This window comes from Acidobacteriota bacterium (assembly GCA_012517875.1).
Lineage (GTDB): Bacteria > Acidobacteriota > JAAYUB01 > JAAYUB01 > JAAYUB01 > JAAYUB01.
In genome coordinates this window covers 14,098-33,140 of sequence record JAAYUB010000139.1, presented here as the reverse complement: position 1 = coordinate 33,140, position 19,043 = coordinate 14,098, and the positions used below count along the sequence as shown (strand labels likewise).

Here is a 19,043-nt window from a genome sequence, read left to right as displayed (position 1 = left end):
TTCACGGAAGATTGTCTGGCTCAAGCTCGTTCCTCCTTGGCCGGAAGCGCTCAGTCTTCTCTGAACTTGATCAGCTCAACGTCCAGGCAGAGGCTCTGCAGCTCGCGCACCAGGACGTTGAACGACTCGGGGATGCCGGGCACGTACGAAGCCTTGTTCTTGACAATGGATTCGTAGATCTTGTTCCGGCACTGCACATCGTCGGACTTGACGGTGAGCAGCTCTTGCAGGATGTGCGCCGCGCCGTAAGCTTCCAGCGCCCAGACCTCCATCTCGCCGAAACGCTGGCCGCCGAACTGGGCCTTGCCGCCCAGCGGCTGCTGGGTGATCAGGGAGTAGGGGCCGATGGAGCGGGCGTGGATCTTGTCGTCCACCAAGTGGGACAGTTTCATCATGTAGATGTAACCCACGGTGACCTTCTGCTCGAACGCCTCGCCGGTCTTGCCGTCGAACAGCACCGTTTTGCCAGAGGTGTCCATTCCGGACCGGCTGAGCAGATCGCGGATCTCGTCTTCCTTGGCGCCGTCGAACACGGGCGTTGTGAATTGCATGCCCAGTACAACGCCGGCCCAGCCGAGGTGGGTCTCCAGAATCTGGCCCACGTTCATGCGGGAGGGCACGCCCAGGGGGTTCAGCACGATTTCGACCGGCGTGCCATCGGGCAGGAAGGGCATATCCTCATCGGGCAGGATCTTGGCGATGACGCCCTTGTTGCCGTGTCGGCCGGCCATCTTGTCGCCCACCGACACCTTGCGCTTCATGGCGACGTAGACCTTGACCAGCTTGTTCACGCCGGGGGGCAGCTCGTCACCGATCTCCAGGGAGTTCTTCTTCTCTTCGAAGATGCCATCGAGCACGCTGATTTTGTTGTTGATCTTGTCCTCGATCAGGCGGATCTCCTGGGCCAGGTCGACGCCCTCGCCCTCGACCTTGAGCAGCTTCAGGTCGCTGATGCCCAGCGGCCGTAGCATCTCCTCGGTCAGGACGGTGCCCTTGTCCCACGCCACACCGAGCGCCTTGTGCTTCACCGGCTTGGCCAGGATCCGGCCGACCAGCAGGTGGCTGACCTGCTTGTCACGCTCCTCGCGCAGGATGCGGATCTGCTCGTCGAGGTCGGAGCGCATCTTGTCCACCTGGTCCTGCTCGATGGCCAGGGCGCGCAGATCCTTCTGGACGCCTTTGCGGGTGAACATCTTGACGTCCACCACGATGCCCTCGATGCCCGGCGGGCATTTCAGGGAGTTGTCCTTGACGTCGCTGGCCTTGTCGCCGAAGATCGCCCGCAGCAGCTTCTCCTCGGGGGACAGCTGCGTCTCGCTCTTGGGCGTGACCTTGCCCACCAGGATGCTGCCCGGTTTGACGGAGGCGCCGATGCGGATGACGCCGCTGTCGTCCAGGTCCTTGAGCGCCTTCTCGGAAACGTTGGGGATGTCGCGGGTGATTTCCTCTGAACCCAGCTTGGTCTCGCGGGCTTCGATTTCCAGCTCCTCGATGTGGATGCTGGTGTACACATCCTCCTTGACCAGTTTCTCGCTGATCAGGATCGCGTCTTCGAAGTTGTAGCCGCCCCAGGGCATGAAGGCCACCAGGACGTTCCGGCCCAGGGCCAGTTCGCCGTGGCTGGTGCAGTGGCCGTCGGCGATGACCTGGCCCTTCTGGACGAATTCGCCCGTCTTGACCAGCGGCTTCTGGTTGATGCAGGTGTTTTGGTTGGAGCGTTTGAACTTGTTGAGCAGATAAATGTCGACGCCGGCTTCGCGGGCGAGGCGCTTGCTGTCGCCGGGGTCGGTGACGCGGATGATGATGCGCTCGGCGTCCACGCGATCGACGATCCCGGCCCGCGCGCTGACCACCACGGCGCCGGAGTCGCGGGCGGCGATGGCTTCCATGCCGGTGCCCACGATGGGCGGCTCGGCCACAAGCAGCGGCACCGCCTGGCGCTGCATGTTGGAACCCATCAGGGCGCGGTTGGCGTCGTCGTGCTCCAGGAACGGGATCAGGGCGGCGGCCACGCTGACCAGCTGCTTGGGCGAGACATCGATGAAGTTGACGTCCTCGCGAGCGGAGAGGATGAAGTTGCCCCCCTTGCGAGCATCCACGTGATCGTCGACGATGTGGCCCTTCTCATCCAGCCGGATGGAGGACTGGGCGATGACGTACTTCTCCGCCTCCCAGGCAGTCATGTAGAAGGGGTGGATCTCGTACAGGCAGACTTTTTTCTTCCGCTTGCGCAGCCGCTCGTTTTCGGCGTCCGCCTCCTCCTGCAGGACGATCTCGGAGATCTTGAAGGAGGAGTCGCCGCGGTCGGTGATCCGGACATGCTCCACCACCCGACCGTCGATGACCTTGCGATACGGCGATTCGATGAACCCGTAGTCGTTGATCCGGGCAAAGCAGCTCAGCGAGCTGATCAGGCCGATGTTCGGGCCTTCCGGGGTCTCGATGGGGCAGAGGCGGCCATAGTGGCTCGTATGCACGTCGCGGACCTCGAAGCCGGCCCGCTCGCGGGACAGGCCGCCGGGGCCCAGGGCCGACAGCCGGCGCTTGTGGGTGATCTCCGACAGCGGGTGCGTCTGGTCCATGAACTGGGACAGTTGGGAACTGCCGAAAAATTCCTTCAGCGCGGCCATGACCGGCTTGGAATTGATCAGGTCATGGGGCATGATCTGGGCCAGTTCCTGAAACACCGACATCTTCTCCTTGATGGCGCGCTCCATGCGCACGAGGCCGATGCGGAACTGGTTCTCCAACAGCTCGCCGACGGCACGCACCCGACGGTTGCCCAGGTGGTCGATGTCGTCGGCCGTGCCGATGCCCACGGGCAGCTTCAACTGGTAGTTCAGGACGTCGATGAAGTCCTGCTGCGTGAGTGTGCGCTGGGTCAGAGGGATGTCTCGGTCCAGCTTCAGGTTGGATTTGAGCCGGCCCACCTTGGACAAGTCGTAGCGCTTGGCGTCGAAGAACATGCCCTGGAACATGCTCGAAGCGACCTCGAGGGTCGGGGGGTCGCCGGGACGCAGCTTCTTGTAGAACTCGATCAGCGCCTCCTGGCTCGTCTGGATGGGGTCCTTGTGGAGCGTAGCGGAGATGGTCGGGCCGGCGTCGTCGAACTCGGGGTAGCAGATCTGGAGCTGCTTGACCCCGGCCTCGAACATCCGGTTGATCATCGTGGCGGTGATGTCCTCGTTGGCTTCACCCAGGATCTCGCCGGTTTCCATGTTAACGACGTCGTTAAGCAGGATGGCGCCCTGCAGGTCGTCGGCGGTGAGCAACAGCTGCTTCATGCCGATGCTCTTGAGGTCCTCGAGGTGGCCGAAATTGAATCGTTCGCCGCTCTTGTACAGCACGTCGGTGGGATCATCCGGGTGGGTGACGGTCTGGCGCAGCTTGCTGCCGATGAGAGTCTCGTCGAGCATCCGGCTGATCTTGCCCCCTTTCAGCGTGATGGTAACCGGCCGGTAAAAGAGGTTCAGGATCTCCTCGTTGCTCTCGTAGCCCAAGGCCCGCAGGAAGATCGTGGCCAGGAACTTGCGCTTGCGGTCGATGCGGATGTACAGGATGTTCTTGTGGTCGTACTCGAACTCCACCCACGAGCCGCGGTAGGGAATCACTTTGCCGAGGTAGTATTTGCGCTCCGAGTCCACCTCGAAGAACACGCCGGGCGAGCGGTGCAGCTGGGAGACGATGACGCGTTCGGTGCCGTTGATGATGAACGTGCCCCGGGGCGTCATCAGCGGCACTTCGCCGAAGAACACCTCCTGCTGCTTCATGTCGCGGATGGTCCGGCTGCCGCTCTCCTCATCGACGTCGTAGAGCACGAGCCGGACGGTGACCTTGAGCGGCACCGAATAGGTCATGCCGCGGTCGATGCATTCGTCGATGGTGTACTTGATTTTCAGCTCGACCGGATCGCCGCAGGAGACGCACCGGGAAAACTTGTTTTCGTTGCGGGCGCCGCACGCCGGGCAGATGATATGACCGAGGTGTTGCGGATTGGTGACGATGGTCTGGCCGCAGTCCACGCACTTCGAGCGCAGGTGTTCGATCCCCACCAGACTCCCGCACTTGCACTCCCAGTCGCCCAGCGTGTAATGGACGAACTCGAGACTGGCGGTGGAGCGGAAATCTTCGATGGGAAAGATCGAAGTGAACACCGACTGGATTCCGATATCTTCCCGCTCGTTCGGCAGCAGTTCCATCTGCAGGAAGGTCTGGTACGATTTCATCTGGATCTCGAGCAGGTTGGGGATGGGGACGGTTGCCGAGATATGTCCGAAATCGTGTCTATCCTGCTGAGGGGTGATAGATTCGGCCATGGGCGTAAATCTCCAGGGTAAGAATGGGTCCGGGCTCGTCTCAGTTAAGGGGGGTCGGCATCTGTCAGAGCGGCAACGGGCGCCTAGCTGATGGGCTGCAACCGTCCGCCGGGATGTCACAAATTCTACCCTAAACCGGGCAAAAAGAAAAGGTTAAATGGAAAAAGGGAATGAAAGGGAAACGCTCCCTTCCATCCCGTTTTCCCGGTTCTCGCCGGTCCCCCGGCGCGGACCTACTTGATTTCAACCTTGGCGCCGACTTCTTCGAATTTCTTCTTGATGGACTCGGCCTCGTCCTTCGAGACCCCTTCCTTGACCGGCTTGGGTGCGCCCTCCACCAGGTCCTTGGCCTCTTTCAGGCCCAGGCTGGTGACTTCGCGGACCACCTTGATGACCTTGATTTTCTCGGCGCCCACTTCCTTCAGGACCACTTCGAATTCGGTCTTCTCCTCAGCCACAGCCGCAGCGGCAGCGCCGGGGGCGGCGGCACCCACCATGACCGGGGCGGCCGCGGCGGCGGAGACACCGAACTTCGTCTCGATGTCCTTGACCAGCTGGGCGATTTCCAGCATCGTCGACTGCTCGATCCAGTTGAGGACTTCTTCACGGGTGATAGACATTATGGTACCTCCAGAATTAATTGCTTATCAATCTCAGGATTCTTTCCGAGCTTCCTTCATGACCAGGCAGAGGTCGCGGAGCGACGCCTGGAGCACGCGGGCCAGACTGGTGACCGGGTAATTGAGCAGGAACAGCAGCTTGCTGAGCGACTGGTCCTTGGTGGGCATGTTGACCACCATCTCGAGCTGGTCGGCGGGCAGCGGCCGGCCTTCGAGCAGGATGCCCTTGAACCCGATGGCCTTGTTTTCCTTGGTGAAGTCGCTGAAGATCCTGGCCAGGACCACGGGATCGGAGGGGTGGTAGGCAATGGCCGTAGTCCCCTCGAACTGATCCAGCAGGGCGGCCATGGGCGTGCCGTCGGCGGCGATCTTGGCCACGGTGTTTTTGACCACCCGGTAGGCGCACTTGGAATCGCGCAGCTTGCGCCGGAGGGCGGCCACGTCGTTCACCTTCAACCCGCTGAAGCTGAGTACGAGGGCGTACGGGTGGGTTTTGAAGATGTGGTGCAGTTCTTCGCGCAGTTGTTCTTTTTCGGTCTTGTTCACGGCTATTTCCTCGCGCCTTTTTCGAACGCGGGCAGGGAGATCTGGATCCCGGGCCCCATGGACGAACAGGCGAAGATGCTATGGATATACTTGCCCTTGCTGGCGGGCGGCTTGGCTTTGACGACGGCGTCGATGAAGGCCGACGCATTCTCGATGAGCTGTTTCACATCGAAGGAGAGCTTGCCGACTGGAGCGTGGACCACGCCGCCCTTGTCCACCCGGAACTCCACCTTGCCGGCTTTGATCTCGTTGATGGCCTTCCCCACCTCCGTCGTTACGGTGCCGGTTTTGGGGTTGGGCATCAGGCCGCGAGGGCCCAGAACCTTGCCGAGGCGGCCGACGAACTTCATCATGTCGGGTGTGGCCACGACGGCGTCAAAGTCCAGGTAGCCTTTGGAGATCTTCTCCACCAGGTCCTCGGCGCCCACTTCGTCGGCGCCGGCGTCCTGGGCTTCCTTGAACTTCTCGGCCGAGGTGATGACCGCCACCTTCTTCGATTTGCCCAGACCGTGGGGCAGCACCACCGTGCCGCGGACCATCTGGTCGGCGTACTTGGGATTGACGCCCAGCCGCATGGAGACTTCGAGTGTCTCGTCGAATTTGGCAAAGGCGATCTTCTTGATCAGGGCAACAGCCTCGTCTAGTTCATATTCCCGCAGGTCCACGAGTTGGGAGGCGTTGTTGTATTTCTTTCCGCGTTTGGCCATCGGAATCCACCTCTATTCACTAATTTCGATGCCCATGCTCCGCGCGGTGCCCATGATGATTTTCACCGCGGCGTCCACGTCGTAGCAGTTCAGGTCGGGCAGCTTCGTCTTGGCAATATCCTTGACCTGAGCCATGGACAGCTTGGCCACCTTGTTTTTGTTGGGCTCGGGGGAACCCTTGGCGATTTTCGCCATCTGCTTCAAGAGCACCGCCGCCGGCGGCGTCGTGGTGATGAAGGAGTAGGACTTGTCACTGTAAACCGTGATGACCACCGGGATGATCAGTCCCGACTCCTTCTGAGTCTTCGCATTGAAGTTCTTGCAGAAATCCATGATGTTGACGCCGTGCTGGCCGAGTGCCGGGCCCACGGGAGGGGCCGGAGTGGCCTGACCGGCGGGTATCTGCAGTTTGATGAAACCAACCGCTTTTTTGGCCATGGGAACTCCTTAAATCTTCTCCACCTGAAGGAAGTTGAGCTCCACCGGGGTCTGACGCCCGAAAATGGTGACCGAAACCTTCAGCGTGCTCTTTTCGTTGTTGATGTCATCCACGACCCCGACGAAGTTGGAGAAGGGACCGTCGATGATCTTGACGGTTTCGCCTTTCTCGAACCGGAAGCGGGGCTTGGGCTTCTCCGCCGACGCCATCAGGGAGCTCATCAGGCTGTTGATCTCTTCCTCGGTCAGCGGCGTCGGCTTGCCGCCGGAGCTGATGAATCCCGTCACCCGGGGGATGGAGCGGATCAGGTGCCACATCTCGTCGGTCATGTCCAGTTCGATGAGCACATACCCGGGATACACGATCTTGGACGTGACCACCTTCTTGCCGCCCTTGATCTCCACGAGATCCTCGGTGGGGATCAGGATCTGCCCGATGGCGCCCTCGATCCCGGCGATCTGGATGCGGTTCATCAGGCTCTCGGCGACCCGGCGCTCGAAGCCGCTATAGGTGTGGATGATGTACCACTTCTTGTCGCCCATGGATCATTCCCGGAACAGTGTGCTCAAGTAGTGAATCCCGTGCTGCAGGGCCAGATCCACCAGAAACAGGTAGAAGCCGAAGAAGACCGAGGTCAAGATGACCACGATCGTGGTGCTGTAAACCTCTTTCTGATCCGGCCACGAGACTTTCTTCAGTTCCGACTTCGTTTCGCTGATGAAACTGAAGAACCGCTTGAACGTGTCCACAACAGAGGTGAAAAAACGCTTGACCGCTTCAATGATGTTCGTCACAGGCTATTCCTCGGCTTATCAAAAGGAATAAATGGCAGGCCAGGAGGGATTCGAACCCCCAACATCCGGTTTTGGAGACCGGCGCTCTAGCCATTAGAGCTACTGGCCTGCACGCTCCAAACTCCGACTATTTGGCTTCTTTGTGCGGCGTGTGCCGGCGACAGAATGGGCAATACTTGCTGAGCTCGTATTTTTCGCTATGCTTCTTCTTGTCGCGCGTCGTCGTATAGTTCTTGTTCTTGCACTCGCTGCACTGCAGTTGTACTTGTTCACGCATGGGTCAAACCCCGCCGGGAAGCGCCCGGCTACTCGATGATCTCGGTGATGGTCCCGGCGCCCACGGTCCGGCCGCCTTCGCGGATGGCGAAACGGAGACCCTTTTCCATGGCGATCGGGGTGATCAACTTGATCTCGAGGCTGGTGTTGTCGCCCGGCATGACCATTTCAACGCCCTGGCTCAGAGTGGCGTTGCCGGTCACGTCGGTGGTCCGGAAGTAGAACTGGGGCCGGTAGCCGTTGAAGAACGGGGTGTGACGACCGCCCTCTTCCTTCGTCAGGATGTAGACTTCGCCCTTGAAGTGAGTGTGCGGGGTGATGGTGCCGGGCTTAGCCACGACCTGGCCGCGTTCAACCTCGTCCTTGTCGGTGCCGCGAAGCAGCAGTCCGATGTTGTCGCCGGCCTGGCCTTCATCCAGCAGCTTGCGGAACATTTCGACACCGGTGACCACGCGCTTCATGGTGGGCCGGATGCCGACGATCTCGATCTCTTCCTGGACATGGACCTTGCCCCGCTCCACGCGGCCGGTCACGACGGTGCCGCGGCCGCTGATGCTGAACACATCCTCGATGGGCATCAGGAAGGGCTTCTCGACGTCACGCTGCGGCAGCGGCACGTAGCTGTCCACCGCATCCATCAGGTTCAGGATGCCCTTTTCAGCCTCGGGATCGTCGGTTTCCAGAGCCCGGAGGGCGCTGACACGGACGATGGGGATTTCGTCGCCGGGAAACTCGTACTTGCTGAGCAGGTCGCGCACTTCCATTTCCACGAGGTCCAGCAGCTCCGGATCGTCCACCGCATCCACCTTGTTTAGGGCGACCACGATGCAGGGGACGCCGACCTGGCGGGCCAGCAGGATGTGCTCGCGGGTCTGGGGCATGGGGCCGTCCGGCGCGCTCACCACGAGGATGGCGCCGTCCATCTGGGCCGCGCCGGTGATCATGTTCTTGATGTAGTCGGCATGGCCGGGGCAGTCCACGTTGGCGTAGTGCCGGTTGCTCGTTTCGTACTCGACGTGGGCGGTGGCGATCGTGATGCCGCGCGCCTTTTCTTCCGGGGCGTTGTCGATGGAGTCGAAGCTGCGGAACTTGATCTTGGGATTGTTCTTCGCCAGGACCCGGGTGATCGCGGCCGTCAACGTCGTCTTGCCGTGGTCGACGTGACCGATGGTGCCGATGTTGACGTGAGGCTTGGTCCGTTCAAACTTTTCTTTAGCCATTGCTGATCTCCTCCAAAATCATCATTAATAAATGCCATGTTCCAAATGAAGAGAGATGGAGCCCACGACCAGAATTGAACTGGTGACCCCTTCCTTACCAAGGAAGTGCTCTACCGACTGAGCTACGTGGGCCCGGAGCCGATCGAAATTTTGAAGGCAAAGTGGAGCGGGAGACGGGATTCGAACCCGCGACCCTCAGCTTGGAAGGCTGATGCTCTAGCCAGCTGAGCTACTCCCGCTTTCAAGGCGTCAAGACTCGATTCAGCCCGAGGTCTGTATGCGAACAACTGGGGGGCGTTCTCCCTCTGAAGCCTGAACCTCGCCTCAAAATCATGGTGGAGAGGGGAGGATTTGAACCTCCGTAGGACCTAAGTCCGGCGGGTTTACAGCCCGCTGCCATTGACCGCTCGACCACCTCTCCGTCTTATTGCAGGTGCAAATAACTATGCTGTCTGTGGAGCTGGCGAGAGGACTTGAACCCCCAACCCGCTGATTACAAATCAGCTGCTCTACCGGTTGAGCTACGCCAGCATCGCGAGTCGCCTAAGCTAACACAGGCGGCGGCCCACGTCAAGCGAAAAATCAAACAAGAACCCCGAACACGTCGGGGTTCGCCGCTCCAAAAGTTGCATGTTATCGCAATCGCCCGCCGTTTGGCAAGCGATTAATTGAAAAAACGGGCCTCAACGGTCCGGCAGGGTCAAACCGTACCGGTCGCTCAGATCCAGCGGCGGCAGCGGCCCGTCCAGCGGCTTGAGGTCGCGCACGTACCAGTCCAGCCAGTCGAGCTGGCGAAGGAGCGTGTCGATGCGGCCGGGCTGTTTCCGGTTGCCGTGCCCTTCGCCAGGGTACTGCACCAGGCGGACTGCCGGATGGCCGGTCATCTTGAGCTGGCGGTAGAACTCGAGGCTCTGGCTCGGGTGGACCCGGGTGTCCTGGGCGCCGCCGATGATGAGAACGGCGGTGCGGCTCTTGGCGGCGTGATACAGGGGGCTGCGCTGCAGCGCCAACTCCCACATCTGCTCCAGCGGTTTGCCGGAGTGGACCTGGAGTTCCTCGTACGGGATGTCGGTGGTGCCGCGCTTGCTGACCAGGTCGCTGATGCCGACGAACATGCACACCGCCCGGACGTAGCGGGTGTAGTAGCTGGCGAACCACGCCGCGGCGTAGCCGCCGTAGGAGCCGCCGATCAGGCCCACGCGGCCGGCGTCGGCCATCCCGGCGCAGACGAGGTGGTCGATGCCGTCGGCGATGTCGTCAAACTCCTTGCCTGCCGGGTCGCCGTACCCCTCGGCGGCGAAGGCGACACCGTAGCCGGTGCTGGCCCGGTAGTTGGGCAGGAAGACCAGGTAGCCCATGCCGGCCAGGACCTGCACCGGTTCGGAGTATCGGGTGAGCCAGCCGTTGGCATAATGCGCCTCGGGGCCGCCGTGGACGACCACCACCAGCGGCGGCTTCCGGCTCGGCTCCTCCGCGGTCGGATGGACCAACAATCCTTCAATGGAGCGTCCGTCGCGGGCGGCGTAGCGAATGACCTCCTGCCGGCCCAGGGTGCGCTCCGGCAGCCAGGGATTGGACCATGACAGGCGGCGCGGTTCACCGGTGCCGGTCCAGACGAAGAGCTCAGTCGGATGCGCGGCGGCGTGGCCGGTCATCGCCATCACCCGCCCATCCCGCGCGGCATGCGGTGCGCCGAACACCAGACCACACGCCGCGCCGTCCAGGAGCAGCCGGCGCTCACCGCCGCGCCAGGCGACGGCGCTCAACGTTTGGCTGACGCCCTCGCCGGCGAGGTAGAGCACGGTGTCCGCATCCTGCCAACCCGCCCACGCCACATGTCCGGCGAAGTCGGGCGGGGTGAGGTTGCGCGGCGTGCGCCCGCCCTGCGCCACCACGTACACCTGGCTCTCGGCATGGTCCTTGCGCTCGGCCGCCGCGGTGTACGCCAGTTTGGCGCCGTCGGGGCTGAAGGCCAGCCGGCCCAGTTTGCCGTCGGGATCCACCCACGGGGTCAGCGCGCGGTCGGCCAGCTCGAGCCGGTAGATCTTTTGGAACATGTACATGTGATCCACCAGATTGCGCTCGGTGGCCGCCAGGGCGATTCGTGCGCCGTCCGGGCTGAAGCAGAAATCCCAGACGCTGAGGTCGCCGACCAGGAGGACGGGTTCCGGGAACACCCCGCCCGCGGGCAGGCCGACGAGGTGAAGGGCGCGCGGCTTCAGGTTCTCCTCGAAATAGATGAAGTTGTAACCTTTCTTCTCCAGCTCCTGCTCGCGGGCCGTCGGCGACGGCTGGGCGACGTAGGCCAGCCGGGAGCCGTCCGGATGCCAGCGGAAGGCGAGGACGTCGGTCGCAGACTGCGTCGCCGGCGCGGCCTCGCCCCCGTCGGCGGGAATCGTCCAGATCTGTGTCTTGGCATCGTCACCACGTTTGAGCAGAAACGCAATGAGGCGGCCGTCGGGCGACCACTCCGGCGCGCTGACCGCCACCTGCCCGGTGATGAAGGGGCGCGCCTGACCCGTCTCCACGGACCAGACATGCAACTCGGCATAGTTGCCGCCGGGCGCGTCGCCGGCTTCCCGCTGGCGGCTGACCACCGCGGCGATCCACTTTCCGTCGGGACTGATCCGGGCTTCGGTCACGGACCGGAGGCGGCACATGTCGCCGGGTGACAGGGCCGCTGGCGCGGCGAACGCGCCGGCGGTCAAGCCGGCCAGGAGCAGGCCGAGCACGACGACGGTCAGATGCCGGCCGCGGGGTCGGAAATCCCTCATTGGGCGGGCTCCGCGGTTTCCTTCGCGAGGGCGGCGAGTTGGCCGAGGTTCACCTCGTTCAACGCGGACTTGATCCGATCCATGGGCAGATTGGAACCCTGGACGTTGACGATGAACCGCTTGGCGACCAGCACGCGCATCTTGCCCCGCTGGGCGTTGTTGTCGTATTCCTCAAACGCCCGGTGGCCGCGGTAAGTCGTGGTCCGCTCGTAGCCATCAGCGGATTCCTTGTCAACGTCGACCAAGGTCCAGGCGGCTGACGCCATGGCGGTCAAACCCGAAGCCGTGCCCATATCCGTGATCTCGATGTCCAGACTGGATTCCTCGTTGGCATAGTGGGCGCGGGCCATGGACACCTTGACCCCCATGGCGCCCGACTTTTCACCCTCGGTTGATTCGCGCGCCAGGTCGGCGGCTGTCTCGGGCAACAGCGCCTTGAGCGCCTGATGATCCACCGGCTCAACCGCCTCACGCTTGCCTTCCATCACTTCCTTCATCTGGGACAACGCGTCGCCCATCTGCTGGAGCCCCGGCTCGGCGGCTTTCCGGGCTTCTTCGGCTTCATCGGCCGCCTTTTCTGCGGAGGGCTTCCGGGAGCACATCCCGCAGCCCATCATCACGAGCAGCCCGAGCAAGGCCAGTCCGGCCAGTATCAGGCGGATCGTCCATTGCATCTGGATCATGATCTCCTCCTGTCAATACATAATAAATGAGGTATCGGGTCATCCCTGCCGGCATCAATTGGTGGCGGTGTTGCTGCACGCACTTTACATGGAACCGATGAAGCGCGTCAAGAGTCTCCGGAGTGCCGCAAGCGGGGCGGCGTTGACACCTCCGCCCGGTAGCCGCTATAATCCGCCTTTGCCCGAAAGGAGACCCGCATGCCACCCGTACCGGTCGCCCGCCTGGCGTCCTCAGCAGCCCGCCCTGCCACCCCGGCGCTCCGCCGCCTGGCGGTTGTGGCGGCGGCATGGCTGGCCGCGGCCACGGTGTTCGGACAGGCGGCCGGCCGCAAGGTGATCATCATCGACCCCGGCCACGGCGGCGACGACAACGGGGCGCGCTCGGCGGCCGGCACCTTCGAGAAGGATGTCAACCTGATGCTGGCTAAGGCGCTCCAGACGGAATTGAGCCAGGACAAACAGATCCAGGTCGTGCTCACCCGCGAGGGCGATCAGCGGCTGGCGCTCGAGGAGCGGGCCATCCACGTCAACCGCCTGCGGGCGGATCTGTTTCTCAGTCTCCACTGCGCCCATGCCCCCCAGGAGTCGTCGGGCGGTTTCCTGATCTACTTTTTCCAGCCGGACGCCGACCAGGCCGACACGTACCATTACCTGAAGGCGCCGCTCGGCGGGCGCGAGCTCCGCGTGCTCCCCTGGAATCTGGCCCAGTTCCAGTGGGTTCCCGCCAGCAAGGAGATGGCGGGCATTCTCCAGCGCCGGCTCAACGAGTTCTACTCCCGGTCCAGCGGGGCGCCGCTGGGCGGTCCGCTGAAATTGCTGGCGACTGTCAATTGTCCCGCCGTGCTGCTGGAGGCCGGACACCTGTCCAATCCGGCTGACGAGCGGCGCCTCGATGACGCCGGCCACCGGGCCGCCCTGGCCCAAGTGCTCCGCCAGGCGATCACCGAATTCCTCAAGGCGAGCGAGCCGATCCGGGAGACACCATGACACGGAGAGTGCTGCTCATCGCGCTGGCGGTGGCGCTGGTCCTGTCCCTGGCCGGAGTCTGGATTCTGTACCGGTCGGAGCTGGCCAAGCAGGCCGCCGAACGCCAGGAAGCGGATGCGGCGGCGGCGGAAACGATGGCGACGGGTGCCGTCCCGGACGACGTCACCCAGGGCGAGTTGCAGATCAAGCTGTATTTTCGCGCGCCGGCGCCGTCGGCGGGAACGCTGGCCCTGCTCACGCCCGAGGTCCGGACGATTCCCCAGTCCATCCGCAAGGAGTATCTCATCCGCCGCATCCTCGACGCGCTCATCGCCGGCCCGACCCAGGGCGGTGGACCCACCATCCCCAAGGGAACCATCGTCCGCCAGGTGTTCATCGCCAACAACCTGGCAGTGATCGATTTCTCCCGCGAGATCGCCGTCCGCCACCTTGGCGGCGTTCTGGGGGAAATGGCCACTGTTTATTCCATCGTCAATTCGGTGGTGGACAACGTGCCCGGCGTCGACGGCGTGCGGATCCTGGTGGACGGATCCGAGCACAGCACCCTGTCCGGACACCTGGCCCTGGACCGTTCGTTCGGCGCCGCGCCCGAATTCGTCGTCGGCGCGACTGGCCGGGACGCGCTCATCCAGGAGGAGAACCTCGAATGAAGCAGAACAAGCCCATCGCCATCTTCGACTCGGGCATCGGCGGCCTGACGGTGTATCGGGAACTCAAGGCGCGGCTGCCGCACGAGCGGTTCATCTACCTGGGCGATACCGCCCGGCTTCCCTACGGCAGCAAGTCCGCCGAGACGGTCATCAAGTACTCCCTCCAAAACGCCGAATTTTTGGTCTCGCTCGGGGTGAAGATGCTGGTGGTCGCGTGCAACACGGCCTCGTCGTTCGCCCTCGACGCGCTGGTGGACCGGTTTGACATGCCCATCGTCGGCGTCATCGCCAGCGGCGTCCGCCGGGCTTTGACGTTGACGAAGAACAAACGGGTGGGTGTGATCGCCACCGAGGCCACGGTGGGCAGCGCCAGCTACCAGAACCTGCTGCGGGAGCTGGGCCCGCAGACGGAGGTCCATGCCGCCGCCTGCCCGCTGTTTGTGCCGCTGGTGGAGGAGGGCTGGCTGGACCACCCGGTCACCCGGGAGGTCGCCCGCATCTACCTGGAGCCGCTCCGGGCCCAGGGCGTGGATGCGCTCATCCTGGGCTGCACCCATTACCCCCTGCTCAAGGGCGTGCTCGCCGCCACGCTGGGCCCGGACGTCCAGCTCGTCGACTCGGCGGCGGCGCTGGCCGGCGAGATCAGCAGCATCCTCACCGCGCTGAATCTCGAGCGGCGCCCCGAGGCCGGCGGGGCCGCCGAGGACGATTTTTACGTCACCGACTCCATCCCGCGGTTTCAGCGGGTGGCCGAGATCTTCCTGGAGCGCAAGCTGGACCGCATCCGCCTGGTGGACCTGGGCGCCGCCCCGCGGCGGGAGGGGTGAAGCCATGCCCCGCAGCGGACGCGGCGATTACGCGCTGAGGCCCATCCAGTTCGAGCCCAACTTCCTGAGCCACGCGGAAGGCTCGGTCTACGTCACCTGCGGCGCCACCCGGGTGGTCTGCACGGCCAGCGTCGAGGAGAAGGTCCCGCCGTTCCTGCGGGGTGGCGGCTCCGGCTGGCTCACCGCCGAGTACGCCATGCTCCCCCGCGCCACGCAGTCCCGCACGCCCCGCGAGCGGGCCCAGTTGTCGGGGCGCACCCAGGAGATCCAGCGGCTCATCGGCCGCTCGCTCCGCGCCGTGCTGGATCTGCCGCGGCTGGGCGAGCGCACCATCCAGGTGGACTGCGACGTCATCCAGGCCGACGGCGGCACCCGCACCACCGCCATCAACGGCGGCTTCGTCGCGGTGGCGCTGGCGGTGGATCGGCTCATGAAGGGCAAGGCCGTCGCCGGCAGTCCGCTGAAGGATTTCGTGGCCGCCACCAGCGTGGGCCTCGTCAACGGCGCCACCCTGCTGGACCTGGAGTACGTGGAGGACGCCGCCGCCGCCGTGGATCTCAACGTCGTCGCCACGGGCGACGGCCGGTTGGTGGAGATCCAGGGCACCGCCGAAAAGACGCCCTTTACTCACGAGCAGCTTTACGAGATGCTGGAGATCGCCCGGATGGGCATCGAGGAGATCATCGAGCTGCAGCGCCGGACGCTGGAGGCCGGCAAGCTGGACCTGGAGCGTCTGCTCCCCCATTACCGCAGCTGAGCGCCACAATCGCGGCGCCGCCCGCGCCGGTTCCATGGAGTGAACACATGCCCCGCATCGACCGCCTGCTCGTGGCCACCACCAACCCCGGCAAGGCCCGGGAGATCGCCGAGATCCTCGGCGACCTGGGCGTGCGGGTCGCCGGCCTGGAGGCGGTGCCGTGGGTGCCGCTCTTCGAGGAGGGGGACGAGTCGTTCGCCGACGGCGCCCGCGCCAAGGCCGCTTTCTACAGCCGCATCACCGGCTGGCCGACGCTGGGCGACGACTCCGGCCTGGAGGTGGACGCCCTGGGCGGCGCCCCCGGCGTGCGATCGGCCCGCTGGGCTGGCCCCGGCGCCACCGACGCCCAACGCATCGAAAAGCTGCTGGCGGAGCTGGCGGGCGTGCCCGCCAAGCGCCGCACCGCGCGGTTCCGCTGCGCCGTGTCGCTGGTGGCGGACGGGCGGGAGGTGGTGGCCGCTGAGGGGAGTTGCGAAGGCCGGATTCTCGAGGCCCCGCGGGGCACGGGCGGCTTCGGCTACGATCCGGTGTTCCTCGTGCCTGAGACGGCGCTCACCTTCGCCGAGCTGCCGCCGGCGGAGAAGAACGCCTTGAGCCACCGCGGCCGCGCCCTGGCGGCGCTGCGGGCGCGCCTGGCGGAGTGGCTGCGAGCGGAAAGGTAAAACGGATCGGTCCGTCCGCGGACTGATGTTGACCGGGAATGAACTCAATCCGATTGGGGGAGTGACCATGATCCGAAACTGCGTGCTGCTGCTGGTTGTGGCTGGTTTCCTGTTCGGCTGGGCGGCGGCGGGTGAGAACAACGACTACTTCGACGACGCCGCGGCCACCACCCTGGCCGGGCCGGATTTTGCTGTCGCCGGCGACGTGGCGACGCCCGGGCCGGTGGACGTGTCCCGCCTGCCCGTGCGCTCGGTGACGGTCCGCGAGACCGAGCTCAAGGACGGCCAGCCGGCGTTCGTGGGCGCCTACCGCTATGACGGCTACTCGCTGTTCGACATCCTGCGCGACGTCAAGGTGATCAAGAAAAACGAAGCCGAGTTCCGGCCCGTGATCGACCTGCTGGTGGTGGTGGAAAACGCCGCGGGCGAGAAGGCGGTCCTGAGCTGGGGGGAAATTTTCTACACCAACGTCCTGCACCGCAGCCTCATCGCCATCCGGGTGTCGCCGGTCATCCCGTCGCACGCCGACGACCGCTGGCCGGTCCCGACGGACACGCGCCTGGTCTGCGCCGACGACATGGTGAGCGCGCGGCAAATCCGTCAACCCGTCAAGATCACCGTCCTCACCTGCCCCCACAGCTTCGCGGTGAACCGCGACCTGAAGCCGCTGTACAGCCCCGCCATCCGCCTCGTGGCGGACGGCCAGGAGAAGGGCCGGCTGGAGAGCCTGCCCGCCGCGGCCGGCGAGCGGGTGTACCCGACGGTGGCCTACGGGCACGGGATGGGCTTCCACGGCTTCAACGAAATCCGCGGCCGCGCGGCCCGGGACGTCCTGCTGGCGGCTTTTCCCCCGACCCCCGCGCGCCTCCGGGCGGGCTACCTGGTGTTCGCCGCGGCCGACGGCTACCGCTGCACCGTGTCGTACAGCGAGCTGTTCAACCGCAGCGACCGGGCCGAGTTTCTGATTCAGGACCGCGGCGAGGGCGCCAAGGGCGGCCGGTTCCCGCTGTTCGCGGGGCCCGACTTCTTCGTGGACCGCGGGGTCAAAGCCCTGTCGGAGATCCGCTGCGTCCAAATCCCCTGAGCGTTCGCGCTCGAGATCGTCGGTTGCGATCGAGGCTCGAGACTCCAGGCTCGGGACCCGTTCACTCCATGGTGTTGGCTGAAGAAAAGGCGCCGGGGCCCGGGTTGACAATCCGGGCCCCGGCGGTGAAATGCGGCGGGCGCATTCCTTATATAATGGCGGCGCCGGTTCCGCTCACGGAGCGGACCGACCGCCGCGGTGGCGCCCAACGAGCCGAGGTCAGGCGACGGGTTCCACCGTCTGCCGGTAGATCACGCCGCGGCGCGCCAGCTCCGCCAGCATGAAGGCGACGCAGTCGGGTTCCCGTCCGATGAACTCCGGCGGGACGACGCCCTCGCCCCGGTACAGCCCCCGGGCCAGCAGCCGGGCGGCGGCGGTGGCGGTGTAGCCGGTGGTGCGGGCCATGGAATGGACCCCCGATGCCGCGTCGAACCGGTCCAGCAGCTCCCACGTGTAGCGGACCCGCCGCCCCGCCTCGCGCCCCTCCACCATGATGCGCATCACGGTGAGGTCGGTGTCGCCCTCCTTCAGGCGCCACAGCGGGAACAGAATCTTGGCGGTGAAGTCCACGGGGCGGATCTTCACCCCGGCAATTTCCACCGGCTCGGTGCCGAAGAAGCCCGTCTCGCGCAGCAGCGCCATCTTGGTGATGTGACCCGGGTAGCGGAGCGTCTTCTCCTTCATGTTCGGCGCGTCGATGGTGGCGGCCAGCGTCCGCAGGCCGTCCGTGTTGAACGCCTCCAGTGTGCCGATGCCCGGGAAGTTGACGAACTCCGGGTCGGAGAGCGCCGGCCGCACCACGAGCTGGCCGTTCTCCACGTAGCGGGCGGGCCGGACATACTCCTCGATCACGTCGATGGGGGAGAAGACCGCCTTGTAGTCGTACGGCCATTCCCGCACCTCGGGCAGCCCGCCCACGTACACCAGGACGCGGTCCACCGCGTCCATCTGCCGGGCGGCGTGCCCCACGAGCAGGTTGCTCATGCCGGGGGCGACGCCGCAGTCCACCACGGCGGTCACCCCCTGGCTCCGGGCGAGCGCATCCAGGCCGAAGGGGTCCTCGGGAAAGAAGGCGATGTCCACCACCGGCCGCTTCGCCTCGATGACCGCCTGCAGGGTGGCGTAGCCCATGAAGCCGGGGACGGCGCTCACCACCAGGTCGCCGGCTCCGGCCAGCTCCCGGACCCGCGCCGCGTCGCGCAGGTCGGCCTGGACGGTGCGTACGGGCCAGCGGGCCGCGGCCTGGGCCAGGGCGTCCGTATTGATGTCAGCGACGGTGACTTCGAAATCAGGGTCGGCGGCGAGGTCGCCCGCCATGGGCCGCCCCACCAGTCCGGCGCCGAGTACGATGATTTTCATGACTGCTCCTCTGGTGAATCGTGTCGGTTCATCATGCCCCGGTCATGCGCCCCGCGCCGCCGGCCGGACGACGGGCCCGTCCCGCAGGACAGGCCCACCGGGCCGCAAGTCGCGAGAAGCGGATGGGAATCTACCGCAGGCCGCTGAAGCGGTTGACGAAACAGATGGTGGCCGCAAGGCCGGTGGGTAGTTCGCCCAAGGTGGCGTGGCGCATCCGAAGCATGGCGCCATGATAGCGCAAGACGCCGCCGGCGCCAACGCTTTTTCGGCTCGTCGCGGCCGGCGGAACTTCGACCGGCCGCCGGCCCAGCCGGCGGTCCCCTTCATTTCCGGAGTTCAACC

At 64.7% G+C, this 19,043-nt stretch carries 19 protein-coding genes and 5 tRNA genes; 6 read left to right on the top strand and 18 right to left on the bottom strand.

From position 1 onward, the window contains the following. Positions 1-50: 50 nt before the first annotated feature. The 16 genes from rpoB to GX414_14145 form a co-directional block, all read right to left on the bottom strand. A complete protein-coding gene (rpoB, locus tag GX414_14220) occupies positions 51-4,316 on the bottom strand; it encodes a DNA-directed RNA polymerase subunit beta (protein NLI48254.1) in 4,266 nt (1,421 codons plus the stop codon). 233 nt (positions 4,317-4,549) lie between these two features. Beyond that, positions 4,550-4,930 carry a 50S ribosomal protein L7/L12 gene (gene rplL / locus GX414_14215; protein ID NLI48253.1) on the bottom strand — a complete coding sequence of 127 codons (381 nt, stop codon included), beginning with the start codon at positions 4,928-4,930 and terminating at the stop codon, positions 4,550-4,552. A gap of 39 nt (positions 4,931-4,969) precedes the next feature. Next, complete coding sequence (locus GX414_14210; GenBank protein NLI48252.1) at positions 4,970-5,482, bottom strand: 50S ribosomal protein L10; 513 nt, start codon at positions 5,480-5,482, stop codon at positions 4,970-4,972. Between the two features lie 2 nt (positions 5,483-5,484). After that, on the bottom strand, positions 5,485-6,189 hold the full coding sequence (locus tag GX414_14205) for a 50S ribosomal protein L1 (GenBank protein ID NLI48251.1): 705 nt from the start codon (positions 6,187-6,189) through the stop codon (positions 5,485-5,487). A 12-nt stretch (positions 6,190-6,201) separates the two neighbouring features. After that, complete coding sequence (gene rplK / locus GX414_14200; protein NLI48250.1) at positions 6,202-6,627, bottom strand: 50S ribosomal protein L11; 426 nt, start codon at positions 6,625-6,627, stop codon at positions 6,202-6,204. 9 nt (positions 6,628-6,636) lie between these two features. Next, complete coding sequence (gene nusG, locus GX414_14195; protein NLI48249.1) at positions 6,637-7,170, bottom strand: transcription termination/antitermination protein NusG; 534 nt, start codon at positions 7,168-7,170, stop codon at positions 6,637-6,639. A 3-nt stretch (positions 7,171-7,173) separates the two neighbouring features. Beyond that, the gene (secE, locus tag GX414_14190) at positions 7,174-7,377 is read right to left on the bottom strand and encodes a preprotein translocase subunit SecE (protein ID NLI48248.1); all 204 of its coding nucleotides are present in this window, start codon (positions 7,375-7,377) and stop codon (positions 7,174-7,176) included. 77 nt (positions 7,378-7,454) lie between these two features. After that, positions 7,455-7,531 (bottom strand) — tRNA-Trp (locus GX414_14185). A gap of 18 nt (positions 7,532-7,549) precedes the next feature. Further along, the gene (gene rpmG, locus GX414_14180; protein NLI48247.1) at positions 7,550-7,699 is read right to left on the bottom strand and encodes a 50S ribosomal protein L33; all 150 of its coding nucleotides are present in this window, start codon (positions 7,697-7,699) and stop codon (positions 7,550-7,552) included. A 28-nt stretch (positions 7,700-7,727) separates the two neighbouring features. Beyond that, the gene (tuf, locus tag GX414_14175) at positions 7,728-8,918 is read right to left on the bottom strand and encodes an elongation factor Tu (protein NLI48246.1); all 1,191 of its coding nucleotides are present in this window, start codon (positions 8,916-8,918) and stop codon (positions 7,728-7,730) included. A 56-nt stretch (positions 8,919-8,974) separates the two neighbouring features. Then, positions 8,975-9,050: transfer RNA gene (locus tag GX414_14170), tRNA-Thr, on the bottom strand. 30 nt (positions 9,051-9,080) lie between these two features. After that, positions 9,081-9,157, bottom strand: a tRNA-Gly gene (locus GX414_14165). Positions 9,158-9,251: 94 nt separating this feature from the next. Further along, positions 9,252-9,339, bottom strand: a tRNA-Tyr gene (locus GX414_14160). Between the two features lie 34 nt (positions 9,340-9,373). Continuing rightward, positions 9,374-9,449 (bottom strand) — tRNA-Thr (locus tag GX414_14155). Positions 9,450-9,601: 152 nt separating this feature from the next. Continuing rightward, entirely contained in the window at positions 9,602-11,692 is a 2,091-nt protein-coding gene (locus GX414_14150) for a S9 family peptidase (protein ID NLI48245.1), read from the bottom strand. After that, positions 11,689-12,375, bottom strand: a complete 687-nt coding sequence (locus GX414_14145) for a hypothetical protein (protein ID NLI48244.1) — start codon at positions 12,373-12,375, stop codon at positions 11,689-11,691. The genes GX414_14150 and GX414_14145 overlap by 4 nt, the downstream gene beginning before the upstream one ends. 198 nt (positions 12,376-12,573) lie before the next feature. Between GX414_14145 and GX414_14140 the strand changes: the two genes are divergently transcribed. The 6 genes from GX414_14140 (at position 12,574) to GX414_14115 (ending at position 17,342) form a co-directional block, all read left to right on the top strand. Further along, entirely contained in the window at positions 12,574-13,362 is a 789-nt protein-coding gene (locus tag GX414_14140) for an N-acetylmuramoyl-L-alanine amidase (protein ID NLI48243.1), read from the top strand. Then, positions 13,359-14,012 (top strand): GerMN domain-containing protein, encoded by a 654-nt coding sequence (locus tag GX414_14135; protein ID NLI48242.1) that lies wholly within the window; start codon positions 13,359-13,361, stop codon positions 14,010-14,012. The genes GX414_14140 and GX414_14135 overlap by 4 nt, the downstream gene beginning before the upstream one ends. Then, the gene (locus GX414_14130; protein NLI48241.1) at positions 14,009-14,839 is read left to right on the top strand and encodes a glutamate racemase; all 831 of its coding nucleotides are present in this window, start codon (positions 14,009-14,011) and stop codon (positions 14,837-14,839) included. Before GX414_14135 ends, GX414_14130 begins: the two co-directional genes overlap by 4 nt. A 4-nt stretch (positions 14,840-14,843) precedes the next feature. Then, the gene (gene rph, locus GX414_14125) at positions 14,844-15,596 is read left to right on the top strand and encodes a ribonuclease PH (protein NLI48240.1); all 753 of its coding nucleotides are present in this window, start codon (positions 14,844-14,846) and stop codon (positions 15,594-15,596) included. 47 nt (positions 15,597-15,643) lie between these two features. Continuing rightward, entirely contained in the window at positions 15,644-16,258 is a 615-nt protein-coding gene (gene rdgB / locus GX414_14120; GenBank protein NLI48239.1) for an RdgB/HAM1 family non-canonical purine NTP pyrophosphatase, read from the top strand. Positions 16,259-16,325: 67 nt separating this feature from the next. After that, on the top strand, positions 16,326-17,342 hold the full coding sequence (locus tag GX414_14115) for a hypothetical protein (GenBank protein NLI48238.1): 1,017 nt from the start codon (positions 16,326-16,328) through the stop codon (positions 17,340-17,342). A 219-nt stretch (positions 17,343-17,561) separates the two neighbouring features. On the opposite strand, the gene GX414_14110 is transcribed toward GX414_14115, so the two are convergent. Together GX414_14110 and GX414_14105 are read right to left on the bottom strand one after the other, a co-directional pair. Further along, a complete protein-coding gene (locus GX414_14110) occupies positions 17,562-18,701 on the bottom strand; it encodes a saccharopine dehydrogenase (protein NLI48237.1) in 1,140 nt (379 codons plus the stop codon). Positions 18,702-18,831: 130 nt separating this feature from the next. Further along, positions 18,832-19,041, bottom strand: a complete 210-nt coding sequence (locus GX414_14105; GenBank protein NLI48236.1) for a hypothetical protein — start codon at positions 19,039-19,041, stop codon at positions 18,832-18,834. Positions 19,042-19,043 lie beyond the last annotated feature (2 nt).

Coding starts and splice junctions, on each gene's coding strand:
- GX414_14150 (NLI48245.1), bottom strand. CDS start 11,692: ATGAGGGATTTCCGACCCCGCGGCCGGCATCTGACCGTCGTCGTGCTC.
- GX414_14110 (NLI48237.1), bottom strand. CDS start 18,701: ATGAAAATCATCGTACTCGGCGCCGGACTGGTGGGGCGGCCCATGGCG.
- GX414_14130 (NLI48241.1), top strand. CDS start 14,009: ATGAAGCAGAACAAGCCCATCGCCATCTTCGACTCGGGCATCGGCGGC.
- GX414_14140 (NLI48243.1), top strand. CDS start 12,574: ATGCCACCCGTACCGGTCGCCCGCCTGGCGTCCTCAGCAGCCCGCCCT.
- rplK (NLI48250.1), bottom strand. CDS start 6,627: ATGGCCAAAAAAGCGGTTGGTTTCATCAAACTGCAGATACCCGCCGGT.
- tuf (NLI48246.1), bottom strand. CDS start 8,918: ATGGCTAAAGAAAAGTTTGAACGGACCAAGCCTCACGTCAACATCGGC.
- nusG (NLI48249.1), bottom strand. CDS start 7,170: ATGGGCGACAAGAAGTGGTACATCATCCACACCTATAGCGGCTTCGAG.
- rph (NLI48240.1), top strand. CDS start 14,844: ATGCCCCGCAGCGGACGCGGCGATTACGCGCTGAGGCCCATCCAGTTC.
- GX414_14115 (NLI48238.1), top strand. CDS start 16,326: ATGATCCGAAACTGCGTGCTGCTGCTGGTTGTGGCTGGTTTCCTGTTC.
- GX414_14135 (NLI48242.1), top strand. CDS start 13,359: ATGACACGGAGAGTGCTGCTCATCGCGCTGGCGGTGGCGCTGGTCCTG.
- rpoB (NLI48254.1), bottom strand. CDS start 4,316: ATGGCCGAATCTATCACCCCTCAGCAGGATAGACACGATTTCGGACAT.
- rdgB (NLI48239.1), top strand. CDS start 15,644: ATGCCCCGCATCGACCGCCTGCTCGTGGCCACCACCAACCCCGGCAAG.
- rpmG (NLI48247.1), bottom strand. CDS start 7,699: ATGCGTGAACAAGTACAACTGCAGTGCAGCGAGTGCAAGAACAAGAAC.
- GX414_14205 (NLI48251.1), bottom strand. CDS start 6,189: ATGGCCAAACGCGGAAAGAAATACAACAACGCCTCCCAACTCGTGGAC.
- GX414_14145 (NLI48244.1), bottom strand. CDS start 12,375: ATGATCCAGATGCAATGGACGATCCGCCTGATACTGGCCGGACTGGCC.